The organism is Algibacter pectinivorans (assembly GCF_900112595.1).
Classification (GTDB): Bacteria; Bacteroidota; Bacteroidia; order Flavobacteriales; family Flavobacteriaceae; genus Algibacter_B; species Algibacter_B pectinivorans.
In genome coordinates, this window is sequence record NZ_FOMI01000008.1 from 155,103 (window position 1) to 168,857 (window position 13,755).

The 13,755-nt window shown below is 33.4% G+C and carries 15 protein-coding genes and 1 tRNA gene; 6 read left to right on the top strand and 10 right to left on the bottom strand.

The features are described from left to right. Positions 1-29: 29 nt before the first annotated feature. Positions 30-103 (bottom strand) — tRNA-Met (locus BMY96_RS12390). Between the two features lie 133 nt (positions 104-236). Between BMY96_RS12390 and BMY96_RS12395 the strand changes: the two genes are divergently transcribed. Then, entirely contained in the window at positions 237-632 is a 396-nt protein-coding gene (locus BMY96_RS12395; RefSeq protein ID WP_092852631.1) for an START-like domain-containing protein, read from the top strand. A 166-nt stretch (positions 633-798) separates the two neighbouring features. Further along, positions 799-1,641: an aminotransferase class IV gene (locus tag BMY96_RS12400; protein WP_092852633.1), complete on the top strand. Its 843-nt coding sequence runs from the start codon at positions 799-801 to the stop codon at positions 1,639-1,641. A 31-nt stretch (positions 1,642-1,672) separates the two neighbouring features. On the opposite strand, the gene BMY96_RS12405 is transcribed toward BMY96_RS12400, so the two are convergent. The 6 genes from BMY96_RS12405 to BMY96_RS12430 form a co-directional block, all read right to left on the bottom strand. Then, entirely contained in the window at positions 1,673-2,233 is a 561-nt protein-coding gene (locus BMY96_RS12405) for a YqgE/AlgH family protein (protein WP_092852635.1), read from the bottom strand. A gap of 118 nt (positions 2,234-2,351) precedes the next feature. Continuing rightward, a complete protein-coding gene (locus BMY96_RS12410; RefSeq protein ID WP_092852637.1) occupies positions 2,352-2,624 on the bottom strand; it encodes an HU family DNA-binding protein in 273 nt (90 codons plus the stop codon). 189 nt (positions 2,625-2,813) lie between these two features. After that, the gene (gene fmt, locus BMY96_RS12415; RefSeq protein ID WP_092852639.1) at positions 2,814-3,761 is read right to left on the bottom strand and encodes a methionyl-tRNA formyltransferase; all 948 of its coding nucleotides are present in this window, start codon (positions 3,759-3,761) and stop codon (positions 2,814-2,816) included. A gap of 204 nt (positions 3,762-3,965) precedes the next feature. Continuing rightward, a complete protein-coding gene (locus BMY96_RS12420) occupies positions 3,966-4,424 on the bottom strand; it encodes a hypothetical protein (protein ID WP_092852641.1) in 459 nt (152 codons plus the stop codon). Positions 4,425-4,541: 117 nt separating this feature from the next. Then, a complete protein-coding gene (locus tag BMY96_RS12425) occupies positions 4,542-6,449 on the bottom strand; it encodes a RecQ family ATP-dependent DNA helicase (RefSeq protein ID WP_092852643.1) in 1,908 nt (635 codons plus the stop codon). A gap of 1 nt (position 6,450) precedes the next feature. Then, positions 6,451-6,990, bottom strand: a complete 540-nt coding sequence (locus tag BMY96_RS12430; RefSeq protein ID WP_092852645.1) for an AAA family ATPase — start codon at positions 6,988-6,990, stop codon at positions 6,451-6,453. Between the two features lie 269 nt (positions 6,991-7,259). Between BMY96_RS12430 and BMY96_RS12435 the strand changes: the two genes are divergently transcribed. The 3 genes from BMY96_RS12435 to murA all read left to right on the top strand — a co-directional run bounded on the left by BMY96_RS12435 (position 7,260) and on the right by murA (position 9,589). After that, a complete protein-coding gene (locus BMY96_RS12435) occupies positions 7,260-7,553 on the top strand; it encodes a DUF493 family protein (protein ID WP_092852647.1) in 294 nt (97 codons plus the stop codon). Between the two features lie 67 nt (positions 7,554-7,620). Continuing rightward, positions 7,621-8,271, top strand: a complete 651-nt coding sequence (locus BMY96_RS12440; RefSeq protein WP_092852649.1) for a DUF4290 domain-containing protein — start codon at positions 7,621-7,623, stop codon at positions 8,269-8,271. 7 nt (positions 8,272-8,278) lie between these two features. Then, a complete protein-coding gene (murA, locus tag BMY96_RS12445; protein ID WP_092852651.1) occupies positions 8,279-9,589 on the top strand; it encodes a UDP-N-acetylglucosamine 1-carboxyvinyltransferase in 1,311 nt (436 codons plus the stop codon). A 1-nt stretch (position 9,590) separates the two neighbouring features. Here murA and BMY96_RS12450 read toward each other — a convergent pair whose 3' ends face one another. From BMY96_RS12450 to BMY96_RS12460, 3 genes are all read right to left on the bottom strand, one after another. Further along, the gene (locus BMY96_RS12450; protein WP_139205255.1) at positions 9,591-9,884 is read right to left on the bottom strand and encodes a hypothetical protein; all 294 of its coding nucleotides are present in this window, start codon (positions 9,882-9,884) and stop codon (positions 9,591-9,593) included. Positions 9,885-10,003: 119 nt separating this feature from the next. Then, a complete protein-coding gene (locus BMY96_RS12455; protein WP_092852655.1) occupies positions 10,004-10,702 on the bottom strand; it encodes a hypothetical protein in 699 nt (232 codons plus the stop codon). Continuing rightward, positions 10,677-12,896 carry a M1 family metallopeptidase gene (locus tag BMY96_RS12460; RefSeq protein ID WP_092852657.1) on the bottom strand — a complete coding sequence of 740 codons (2,220 nt, stop codon included), beginning with the start codon at positions 12,894-12,896 and terminating at the stop codon, positions 10,677-10,679. Before BMY96_RS12460 ends, BMY96_RS12455 begins: the two co-directional genes overlap by 26 nt. Positions 12,897-13,113: 217 nt before the next feature. Between BMY96_RS12460 and BMY96_RS12465 the strand changes: the two genes are divergently transcribed. Further along, positions 13,114-13,647, top strand: coding sequence for an inorganic diphosphatase (locus BMY96_RS12465; RefSeq protein WP_092852659.1), 534 nt, complete (start codon positions 13,114-13,116; stop codon positions 13,645-13,647). The last annotated feature ends 108 nt before the right edge of the window (positions 13,648-13,755 follow it).

Consider the following 13,755-nt stretch of genomic DNA (forward strand, 5'->3'; position numbering starts at 1 on the left):
AAAATTCTTGACTTTTCTGGTTTTAATTGTAGCGAGAGCGGGGCACGATCCCGCGACCTCCGAGTTATGAATCCGACGCTCTAACCAGCTGAGCTACCTCGCCATAATTTGAGGCTGCAAATATAAAAACAATATTGTACTACACAAACAGAATTTGAAGAAATTATTATTAAATTTTCTTGCTTAACTTATCAATTTATGTATATATTGAGCATCAATAATATTAAACATAAATAATGGACGATAAAGTTAAATTTGAAATAGAATTTCCTATTCATGCTTCTCCACAATTATTATATCAATATATCTCAACGCCTTCAGGTTTATCCGAGTGGTTTTCAGATAATGTAAACTCTCGTGGCGAATTGTTTACCTTTATTTGGGATGATAGTGAAGAACAAGCAAAGTTACTTAATAAAAAAAGCGGAGAACGTGTAAAATTCAGATGGATTGAAGATGAAGAAGACGGATTATCTTGCTATTTTGAAATAAGAATTCAAGTTGACGAAATCACTAAAGACGTATCCTTAATGATAACCGATTTTGCCGATGACGACGATGAGGTTGCAGAGTCTAAAATGTTATGGACCAACCAAATTTCTAGCTTAAAGCAAGTGTTAGGCTCGGCGTAATACTTAATGTTACAAACAAAAAATAAACATAAAAACCTCGGGGCTAGCGCTTCGGGGTTTTTCTATTTTATTCGCATAAATTTATATTAAACTAAGTAAGATGGCACCAAGCTATTTTAATTATATTTGTGGCGCTTTTAAAACAAGGTAAACTCTATATTTTTTTATGATAAATTTTAACGGAACACTATCAGAAAACAACACAATACTATCAATACAAAATAGAGGGTATGCTTATGGTGATGCGCTTTTTGAAACCATAAAAGTAGTTAGCGGTAAAATATTGTTTTGGGAAGACCATTATTTTAGGTTAATGGCATCTATGCGTATTTTGCGTATGGAAATACCAATGGCCTTTACAATGGAGTTTTTAGAAGCCGAAATTTTAAAAACCTTAGGGGTTAATAGTCAATTAAAAGAAACAGCACGAGTAAAATTACAAATGCATAGAAACGAAGGCGGACTTTACACCCCAACCACGGCAGATGTTAGTTTTATAATTTCGGTAAAACCACTTACAGAAAACTTTTACTTGCTAAACAACGATTTTTATGAGGTCGATTTATTTAAAGATTATTATGTGTCACCAAGTTTATTATCTACGCTAAAAACCAATAATAAAGCTTTAAATATAGTAGGAAGTATTTACGCCAAAGAAAACAATTTAAACAACTGTTTATTAGTTAATACAAATAAACACGTAGTAGAAGCTTTAAACGGTAATGTGTTTTTGGTAAAAGGAAACACTATTAAAACGCCCCCTTTAACCGATGGCTGTTTAAAAGGTATAATGCGCACGCAGTTAATAAATATCATTAAAACATTACCAGAATACCAACTGGAAGAAGATTCTATCTCGCCATTCGAAATTCAAAAAGCCGACGAGATGTTCATTACCAATGTTATTACGGGTATACAACCCGTTAGTAAATACAGGAAAAAAAGTTATGATAATGCGGTAGCTAAGTTATTACTGCAAAAATTAAATGTAAAGATAAGATTGGGTTAGTCCAATTTTACGCTAAACAGAAGTTAAAATCTTAGTTGTAACTTGGATTTTCAGGTGCGTTAGACCAAATACTATATTCGCCACCAAACTCTAACATTTTTTCTTTCCAAAAACTTTCGTAGTCTTTTTCTATAATGTTCTTTTCGTAGGTGTTTTTAGATACTACCCACGAGTTGGCTTTAAGCTCGTTAACCAACTGGCTAGTTTCCCATCCAGAATACCCCAGAAAAAACTTAATGTCATTTTCTTTAATGGTATTATCCTTAATAAGTTCGGCCACTTTACTAAAATCGCCTCCCCAATAAATACCTAACGAAATTTCAATACTATTAGGAATTAAATGCGGTATTTTATGTATAAAGTAAAGGTTGTCCTGTTCAACAGGGCCACCGTTATAAACTTTAAATGTAGCTTCTACCTCTGGGATAAGGTCGTTTATATTATATTCTAAGGGTTTATTTAGTATGAAACCTATTGAGCCTTCATCTGAGTGGTCTGCAAGTAGTACTATGGAACGATTAAAAGAAACATCGCCAATTATTGCTGGTTCTGCAATTAATAGATCTCCTTTTTTGGGCTTTGTTGTAACCATATTTTGAGCAATTAATAACTAAATCTAACATTTATTTATTTAAAATGCAACTCTTAATGGTAATATAAAAAAAAGCCTCCAAAAAATTGGAAGCTTTTTTCTACTAAGAAGTAAATAATTAGTTTACTGCATTTGATAAATCAGATCCAGCTTTAAACTTTACTACGTTTTTAGCTTTTATTTTGATTGTAGCACCAGTTTGAGGATTTCTTCCTTCTCTAGCAGCTCTTTTAGAAACTGACCAAGATCCAAAACCTACTAAAGAAACTCTGTTACCTTTTTGTAAAGCACCTTCAATTTCAATAATTGCACATTCTAAAGCTTTTTTAGCAGCTGCTTTAGTAATTCCAGCGTGTTCTGCCATTGCGTCGATTAAATCTGTTTTGTTCATAATATAAAATTAAATTATTAATAATTCGGTTAAACATTTTTGTTAAATCCTTTACAAATTTATACGGATTCTTCAACCACACAAGTAACAGCAAGGGAAATCCCCGGTTTTGTTAATAACTTATAGCATTTGTTAATAAAGGAAGTGTTATTTGTCGAATAATAACTAAATATGAGTGATAATAAGGCTTTACAGCATTTTAGCATTTTCATTAAAAGTATAACCGTTTAAAAGCGATGTTATATCCATAGCGCGTTTCCCGGGAAGTTTAATTTCTTTAATAATTATGTAACCATTTGTTACTGCTACCTTTAGTGTTTTCTTTGTAGAAATTATCTTTCCAGCCTCTAAATTATGTTGTTCTTTCTCTTTTTCTACCTTATATATTTTAATATCTAAAGCCTCATCATCATTTATTAAGGTACACCAAGCAGCAGGATAAGGCGATAAACCTCTAATATGGTTAAAAATAGCATCCATAGGAGCCTTCCAATCTATCTTGCAGTTGTCCTTATTAAGTTTGTAAGCTGTTTTAATATCACTAGTGTCCTTCTGCTTAATGGTTTCAACCTTGCCATTTTCAATTAAACCAACCGTTTTTAATACCAACGCGCTTCCAATAGCCATTAGGGTATCATGTAAACTACCAGCATTCTCATCGGGCTTAATAGCAATGCCCTCTTGCAGAATCATATCGCCCGTATCAATTTTCTCATCAATAAAAAAGGTAGAAACCCCAGTTTTAGTTTCACCATTTATAATAGCCCAATTTATTGGCGCTGCACCTCGGTAATTAGGAAGTAGTGATGCATGTAAGTTAAACGTACCATATTCTGGCATTTGCCAAACCTGTTTTGGTAACATTCTAAACGCTACAACTATTTGTAAGTTAGCATTAAGGGCTTTTAATTCAGCAAGAAAGGCTTCGTTTTTTAAATTAGTAGGCTGTAAAATTGTTAAATCTTGCGATTTGGCATATTGCTTTACAGCACTCTCATTAAGTTTTCTGCCACGTCCAGCAGGTTTGTCTGGTGCAGTAATAACACCAACTATATTATAATTATGTTCTACTAATGTTTGTAATGTGGCAACGGCAAAATCTGGTGTGCCCATAAAAACAATTCTTAAATCTTTCATTTTTTTCTTTTATATTTTGGCGTTACCCATAAAGGGTCGGGCTTTCCAATACAAGTCCTCGCACTTCCTTCGTCAGGCTGTGGGCTATCCTTTTCAATCCCTAACGCGGGTATGTTTGCTTAATTCTGTCTTTTTATTTTAAAAAAATAGTATTCTTACTGTGGTTCGTTTATTATGTAAATAAGCTTTTTTTTCGACTATAGTTTACTGTTTTAAGAGCTCTTTAAAGCGTTTTAAAAGTTTTTTATCTTCTTGCTGTACCACATATACTATTAGAATATAAAGTATTGGGAATAAAAAGAAAAATGCTACTGGAATTCCTAAATTAAAAATAAACTCAATTAATAACATTCCAATAGGAGGTAAAAGTAAATACATTAACCAGTATTTACTTTTAGTAGTTAAATTTATTTCTGTTTCAAAATCATTTATTGCTTTTAATGTACCCGTAGCAATAATATCGCTTTTGGTGTTTGCGTAATGCGTATCAAATAAACGGCTAGAGCCAAACGAAAAATTTAAACTAATTATAAAACTATCTTCTGATAGCCACTTAAAGTGAATTTTTTTCTCCTTGGAATCGATTATTTGTTTTAACGTCTTAATACCTACGTTAACTTTAATCCTCTCATTTTTAGGTTTAATGTGTTTAAAAATAGTCATTTAGTTTACGTTCTTGCTATGGTATTAAAATTAGCAACTTTAAAATGGTTTTTAAAGTTAATTTCCAGCGTTAAACGAAGGTATTAGAAAGTTTTTACAAAGTCAAATAACTCACACCTATAAATGGCTTAATTTATAAGTATTTGTTGGTGTAATTACAATTATTTGGTGTTCTAATAATAATTTTAGTACAGGTTTTAAAGCCTCCTGCTCACATTGTAATTGTTTTACCATAGCGCGCGACGATTGGTCGCCATTTTCAAGCAACTCAATAATACGTTTTTTAAGCGTTTTACCATCTGCAGGCTTTTTTTTATCATGCTTGGCTTGTATACACACCGAGCAAATGCCACAGTTTTCAGCATCGGTTTCACCAAAATAGGAGAGTAGCTGTATACTTTTACAAACCAATTCGTTTTCAACATAATCTAACATGGCTTTTACTTGCCCTTGTTTTAATTTATTTTGTTGCTCGATAGTTTTAGCTATTCGGTTTATGGTTTTATCATCTTCCCGAGGTTCAATAAACGTAACTTGTGCATCGGTTTTTGCTAGGTTTAATGTAATAATCTCGTCCTTTTCTAATTCTTGTAATATATTGGTTAATCTGCCCTCGGATATGGCTGCTTTTTCGCAAATCTTTTTAAGATCTATTTTTGTAACATGATCGAACACACCGCCATAAAGGCGTAAAATAGATTTTACTATAATTCCGAAATTTTGGTGCGTCTCCAAATAGTTAAACAAGGCTTTGTTTGAAATTATAAATTGTACGGTTACCTTGTTTTTAAATTGTTTGGATAAGGTTATTATGCTATTTCTGTCTAATATTAACAAGGCATTATAACAGGTTATAGCACTAAATTTATAGGTTTTACAAAAGGTATTAAAATCGAAATCGAAGGTTAAATATTCGCCTTCGCCATACGATATTTGAAAATAGTTGCACAACTTTCTATACACTTGTTTTACCAAGCTTACCGTAGGTAACACACTTAAAAATTGGTTTTTAACCAAAGCTTTATCGCTATCGTTTTTTAAAATTACAGCAAAAGCTTTGTCGCCGTTTCGTCCTACACGACCAGCTTCTTGAAAATAACTCTCAATACTTTCGGGTAAAGTAAGATGAATAACGGTTTTTACATCGGGCTTATCTATGCCCATACCAAAGGCATTGGTGGCTACCATAACTTGTTTTTGGTTGTTTAACCAAGCCGCCATGTTTGCATCTTTCTCAACATTTGAAAGTCCGCCGTGATAATGCGTAGCAGTAATTTTTTTAGAACTTAAAAAGGCACTTATATCTAGCGTTTGTTTTCGGTTACGAACATAGATTATAGACGATGCACTGTTTTTTTTTAATATGGTTTCTAGCCTATAATATTTATCGTTTTCATGAAAAACCATATACGCCAAATTTGGCCTATAAAACGATTGTTTAAATATTTTAGGATCTATAAAATCCAACTCGTTTACAATATCTTGTACCACTTCTGGTTTTGCCGAAGCGGTTAAGGCTACCACATTTACACTGGGTTGTAGTTGGCGTAATAACGTAATGTTTTTGTATGCTGGCCTAAAATCGCTGCCCCATTGCGAGATGCAATGCGCCTCGTCTACAGCTATTAAGTTTACCGGCATTTGTTGTATACGGCTTTGTACCAACTCTTGTTGCAAGCGCTCTGGCGATAGGTATAAAAACTTGTAGTTACCGTAAATGCAATTATCTAAAAGGGTGTCAAGCTCTTTATACGTTATGCCGCTAGTAATAGCCATGGCTTTTATACCTTTGTTATTTAAGGCTAAAACCTGGTCTTTCATTAATGCTATTAACGGCGAAACGACTATGCAAATCCCTTTTTTTGCCAAAGCTGGTATTTGGAAGCACATCGATTTTCCGCCACCTGTTGGTAGTAATACAAAAGTGTCTTCGCCTGCAATAACTGCATTAATTATGGCTTCTTGTTGCGGCCTAAAACTTGTGTATTTCCAATAGCGTTCTAATATGTAAATGGGATGTTCCATACTACATATTAACGGTGTTTAAAATAAAATCTGTACGTTCTTTAACGGTACCAAAAGGTACATCAATAAGTTTGTAATTAAAGGATTTGTAGGTGTTAACTAGGTGGTCGTGTATTTGTTGTGCTTGATCGAAGGTTTCGTAGCGCTCGTTGTCGCTTGTGTAAATAGCTTCCCAGGGTTTTAATATAAAAACCAAATTGTAAACGGCTTTTTTACAAGTTTGCACAAAGTTTTCGGGGTAAGTGTCTCCAATAAAATCCATATAGGCAAGTACATCGTGCACACCACGATCAAAAAAAACGGTTTGGTTTTTATAGAGGTCGGCTTCTAAAAATTGTTGCTGCCTGCCTTGTAAAAGGCGTTCGCTAAATAATAAAGGGTTGGTTAAAAATAGTTGGTCTACACCATCCTTTTTAGCATCTAGGGTTACTTGTCGCGAAATTTCTTCGAGACAAATATGGCCTTGTTGTATTAATGCGTTAATTAAAGTAGATTTTCCGGTTCCGGGACCACCTGTAATTACTATTTTGTTTGTGCTCAATGCTGTTTTATTTGCCGTAAAAATCGGAATTTTAATGATGAAAAAAAAGTAGAAGCCTAACTATTGTATATAGGCTGTGGTTTTTGGCACTGTATTTTGCTGGCGTATAGTTGCGCTAGGGGTTGTAGTGGATAGCCCACAGCCCGACGTAGGAGGTGCGAGGACTTGAAATGAAAAACCCGACCCCTTTTTGGGTAGCGCCCAAATAATAATATTTAATGTTTTTAAATGTGGTTTGCTGCCGTATATTTGTAGTTTAATTTATAATTATGAGCACACCTCCAAATTCTGAAGAGTTTTACAAAAAGTTAAAAATCCAATTAGAAGATACCTCGCTTTGGCCTAGTGAGTATTTGTATAAATTTATTGTAATTTCTGATAAGGAAAAGATAGAGCAAATAGAATCTATTTTTAACTATTTAGGCGCTGTTATTGAAACTAAGGAGTCTAAAAACGGTAAGTATACTAGTGTTTCTATTAATGTTACCATGAAAAACCCCGATGCTGTTATTACTAAATACAAAGAAGTTGCAGAAAAGGTTGAGGGTGTGATTAGTCTTTAGTTTTTTTTCGTATTTTGCGCATGCATAGAATACTACATGCAAAAACATATAACTCTACACATTTATTTTGATAGATAATTTAGAATACAACACCGAGCGTGAACATTTAATTATTCCTGAGTATGGTCGCCATATGCAAAAAATGATTAACCATGCTAAAACACTTGAAACAAAAGAGGAACGTAATAAGGTAGCTAAGGCTATTATTGCCGTAATGGGTAATATGCAACCGCACTTAAGAGATGTTCCAGATTTTCAGCATAAACTTTGGGATCAGCTTTTTATAATGTCTAATTTTGAATTGGATGTTGATTCGCCTTACGAAATTCCTACCAAGGAAATTTACGAAGAGCGTCCTGAACCATTGGAATATCCACAAAATTTTCCAAAATATCGTTTTTACGGAAACAATATTAAAACCATGATTGATGTGGCAAATACCTGGGAAGAGGGCGAGCTTAAAGAGGCTTTAACGTTTACTATTGCCAACCACATGAAAAAGTGTTTTTTAAATTGGAATAAGGACACCGTTGAGGATGCTGTTATTTTTGACCATTTATACGAGCTTTCTGGTGGTAAATTAAACTTAAAGAGCTCAGATGAGGATTTATCAGACTCTACAAGCTTATTGCGTACTAAAGGGAAATACTCTAACAACAATAATAAGAAATCGCACCAGAAAAAGAATTCTAATAACCGTCAAAGAAAACGCTACTAATCAAAGCATGGGAACATTCAAAATTGAAGGTGGTCACCAACTAAAAGGAAAAATACAACCTCAAGGTGCCAAAAACGAAGCATTACAAATTTTATGTGCTGTGTTACTAACTCCAGAACTTGTAACAATTAATAATATCCCAGATATTGTTGATGTAAATAAACTAATAAGCTTATTAAAAAAGTTAGGTGTAAAGGTAGAAAAACTAGCAAAAGGCTCTTATACCTTTAAGGCAGATAATGTTGATTTAGACTACTTAGAGTCCGATCAATTTAAAATTGATGGTCGTGGTTTACGCGGTTCTATAATGATTGTTGGCCCTTTATTAGCACGTTTTGGTAGAGGATATATTCCTAAACCTGGAGGCGATAAAATTGGTAGACGACGTTTAGATACTCATTTTGAAGGTTTAATAAAACTTGGTGCTAAATTTGGTTACAGCAAAGAGGAGCAGTTTTATGGTGTTGAAGCTAAAAGACTTAAAGGTACTTACATGTTGCTTGAAGAGGCTTCTGTAACTGGAACTGCTAATATTTTGATGGCTGCTGTGTTAGCAGAAGGCCAAACCACTATATACAACGCAGCTTGCGAACCGTATTTGCAACAACTTTGTAAAATGCTAAATAGAATGGGCGCCAAAATTAGTGGTGTGGGTTCTAATATGTTAATTGTTGATGGTGTTGATAGTTTAGGTGGTACCGAGCATAGAATGCTTCCTGATATGATTGAAATAGGAAGTTGGATAGGGCTTGCTGCTATGACAAAAAGTGAGCTTACCATTACAAATGTATCTTGGAATGATTTAGGAATAATTCCTGAAACGTTTAGAAAATTAGGTATTACGGTTGAAAAACAAGGTGATGATATTCATATTCCTGCGCATACAGATGGTTATGAAATACAAAGCTTTATTGACGGGTCTATATTAACTATTTCTGATGCGCCTTGGCCAGGATTTACACCAGATTTACTAAGTATTATTTTGGTTGTTGCTACCCAAGCTAGAGGTAGTGTTTTAATACACCAAAAAATGTTTGAAAGTCGCTTATTCTTTGTGGATAAGTTAATAGACATGGGCGCAAAAATTATTCTTTGCGATCCGCATCGCGCTACTGTTATTGGTCACGATTATAAATCGACTTTAAAGGCTACTACCATGACATCGCCAGATATTCGTGCTGGAGTTTCATTGTTAATTGCTGCACTTTCTGCAAAGGGAACCTCTACAATTCAAAATATAGAACAAATTGATCGTGGTTACGAGAATATTGACGAAAGATTAAGAGCAATTGGAGCTAGAATAGAGCGTATAAACTAGTTTACGACGCTTTGAAGTTAGAATGTACTACGGTTAAATTTGGCTGAAATTCGTTTTCGTTTTCTTGGTCGTTTCTTAATGTTTCAACATAATCTTTTAGAATAGATAGTGGTATGTTTATGCATTGTGCTGTACTTATATGTCGTTTAAATTCTATCTCTAGCATTTCATCTTTTTTATTAAAATTAATATTTTTAATAACTGAAGGTTTTAAGTTTAGGCGTATCATAACTATTTGGTAATTAATGGGTTTAGTGTAAATATAGGCCAAAATCTGGATTCGTAAAATACGCATAAGTACGTATTTTATGTTTTTCAGCGTTTAAAATAATAATGAAAACCCAATAAAATTAGGGTTTAAAGATGTTTTTATTGATAATGTGTTTGCTTAGGTTTAGGCAAAAAAAAAGAGTTTTACCTGAGGTGTTTTGAAATGCTTTTTAATACAACTTGCGCCGCAATATCATTTCCCTTTTTAGAAGGAAGGAAATTATCATCGCCGTAATAGTCAAATTTCTTAGTTTTATCGAAGTACGATTTCCATACCTGTCCTACAGGGCATAATACATCATCGTTGGTTTCTGAAACAAGTTGGTAATTTAGTATTTCGGTATCGAATGTAATAAAGTGATCTAGAGTTGGCCAGCACATAAAAAAGGCCAATATTACACTGTTTTCTTTACAAAGTTTACTATACCTGTTACTGTAATCGACTAAATTATCGTAACTATTAATGCGATTAGTGGGGTTTTGTTGAATAACAACCACATCATAAACCTTACTGCTTATTAAACTTTGTACACCACTTTTATTCCAATGGTCGGAATAATTGTAGTTTGAAGTAGCAATCATTTTAGTTTCTATGGTATAACCAGAATACTTCGCTTTTTTCTTTACCGCAGCGGGTAGATTGTGAGTAGAAATAATATCGTTACCAATAAAAAGAATTTTATGAATATCTTCTTTTTTCTTTAATCTGTCTATCTCATTATTTTGACTACTAACATTTAAGATAACACACAAACAAAACAGTGTTGTAAAGCAATACTTTAAAAAACGATATGGCATTTGTTTTATGAGTACGTTGTTATTTGTTTTGTTTAAATCTTTCAAATTCTGAGATGGTTTCTGTTCTAGGGAAACTATTGTTTTCTGTGTTTGTATCTGCAAATTCAAAGTTAGGATCCAAAGTTACAGAAATTACTTCTTTTTCCTTTATAAAAGTTTCTTGAATTTCGTATTCGTTCCTGCGCCATAGATCTGCAGGAAGTCTATCTATTTCGGATGTTCCATCCTTAAATTCCCATTTTATGGTTACCGGCATAACTAAACCTCCAATGTTTTTTACAGTAATTTCATAAATATTTTTTCCAGATACTTGTTTTCGTACTTCATCTTCGTCAATTCTAGAAAGGAATTGCCCGTACGCCTTATCTGGGGTAGCGGTCATGGTAATAACTTCTGGTCCGTTACTAAAATCTTTATTAATGGTTTTGCTGCTATTAGCTTGCGATGCTATTTTAGCTTTCGATGTTGCTTTTTTGTCTTCAATATTTAACTCATCCTCATAAACTTTAAACCATTTAACATGACTTAATTCCATGTCTACGTGGTCGGTAGTAAAAAACCATCCTCTGTAAAACCAATCTAAATCTGTTGCCGTGGCATCCTCTAAAGTTCTAAATAAATCGGCAGGGTTAGGGTGTTTGTATTTCCATCGGTTCGCATATTCTTTAAAGGCTTCATCAAAAAGTTCTTTTCCAATAATAGAATGTCTTAACATTTGCAATCCAACCGTTGGTTTTTGGTAAAAGTTAGAGCCAAATTGCGTCATAAGTTCATTATCAGAATTGGTCATTATTGGTCGTAAAATGTTCTTATCGCCACTCATAAAAGGCACAATAGTTTGCGGTGTTACACTTGCAAAACTAGGGTAGCGCTCTTTTAGTGTTCTGTGATGTAAAAAGGTATTTAAACCTTCGTCCATCCACATCCATTTTCGTTCGTCTGAACTTACAATCATAGGAAACCAATTGTGTCCAACTTCATGGATTATAGTACCAATCATAGATTGTTTAGCCTTTTCGGTTATTTCACCATTAATTGGTCTTCCGCCATTAAAGCTAATCATAGGAAATTCCATACCAATATTGGATGTGTTTACCGAAATACAAACAGGATAAGGATAATCAAAAGTAGCTTCAGAGTAAACTTCTAAACCGTGTTTAATGGCTTCGGTAGATACCTCTTGCCACACAGGTAAACCTTCTTTGGGATAAAATGACATAGCCATAACTGTATTAGTAGGTAATTTTACAGCCTGGGCATCCCAAATAAATTTTCTTGAAGAAGCGAAGGCAAAATCTCTAACATTAGTTGCATTAAATTTCCATGTTTTTTTATTGGTAGATTTTTGTTTTTCGTTGGCTATAGCTTCTTCTTTGGTAATAATCATTACGGGTTTGTCAAAAGATTTTTTGGCAGCTTCTAATCTTTTTCTTTGAGTTTTGTTTAATACAGCGTCACTATTTTGTAACTCGCCAGTGGAAGCAATTACATGATCTTCAGGTACTGTTATTTCAACTTCGTAATCTCCAAACTCTAAGGCAAATTCCCCTAATTTTTGAAATTGTTGATTTTGCCAACCTTCAGTATCGCTATACACCGCCATTCTAGGAAACCAATGGGCTATTAAATAGACAGTGTTGTCATCTTCAGGGAAATACTCATAACCTTCTCGAGATAGTAAATACATGCTTCTGTCAGTTATTGGATAAGACCAAGAGATTAATATTTTAGTGGATTCGCCAGATTTTAAAATAGTACTTAGTTTTACTTTCATCATGGTATTGTTAACCATGGTTTTTAGTTTATTATTACTGCCGTCTGTTACCGATTTTATAGAATAACCGGCAGGAAAGTCTATGGCTCTAGTTAAAAACTGTAGGTTTCTAGTAGTCATGGAGTCTCTCATGCTATTTCTTAAGTTGCCAAAATCTTCATTTTCTTTTTTATTGACGTTTTGTTCTAGCTGAATCCATACATAACTTAAATCATCAGGAGAATTATTAAAATAGGTAATCGTTTCTTCGCCGGTTAAGGTATTATTGGTTTCATCTATAACGGCTTTAATTTTATAGTTGGCGCGTTGCTGCCAATAATCACTTCCGGGTGCGCCACTTGCGGTTCTATACGTGTTAGGTGCGGCTATCATATTATCAATAGGTTCAAACTTGCCTTGCCAAGGTTTAGTTTGTGCCTGTACTGTAAAAAGGGAGGTAATTACAAAAAATAAGAAAAAACGCATAATTTTTTAGGGTATTGAGTTAGTCATGCACAAGATAATAAATTGTTGGATGTAGTTGATAATAAACACTTAATAAGGTTGATTAAAATTAAAGTCTTATTAAAAAAATATTAATGTCTAGTTTTAAAGTTGCTAAAGGGTAAAGTGTTGTTTACATTTGTCTTCTTAAAAAGTAAATTTATAAGCGATATATAAAGGCTATTAAAACTAAAGTAATATGAGTGAAAAAAAGAAACAATCTGTAACATTTGATGTGCTAATTGAAATACCTAAAGGAAGTAGAAATAAATACGAATATGATTTTGCATTAAACAAAATTAGATTTGACCGTATGTTATTCTCTTCTATGATGTATCCTGGAGATTATGGCTTTATTCCAGAAACTTTAGCCTTAGATCAAGATCCATTAGATGTATTGGTTTTAGGGCACCAGCCCACTTACCCAATGGTTGTAATGGAAGTTAGGCCTATTGGTGTTTTTTATATGACTGATGAAAAGGGGCCGGATGAAAAAGTAATATGCGTACCTGTTTCTGATCCTATTTGGAGTAATAAAATGGATATTGCAGATTTAAACCCACATAGATTAAAAGAAATTGAACACTTTTTTCAAGTATATAAAGATTTAGAGAAGAAAAAAGTTGATACAGGAGGATGGGGAAATGCCGAGGCAGCTCTTAAAATTTATCAAGAATGTGTTAAGCGTTATGATGAAAGTGAGCACAAGAAAAAACGAACTTTTACAATCTAAATTATTGGATTCTTAAAATAACTGCAAATAAAATGAGCCATCTTTAATTAAAGATGGTTTTTTTTATCACATATATTTTCATATTTTCACTTAGTTAAAAAATTAATT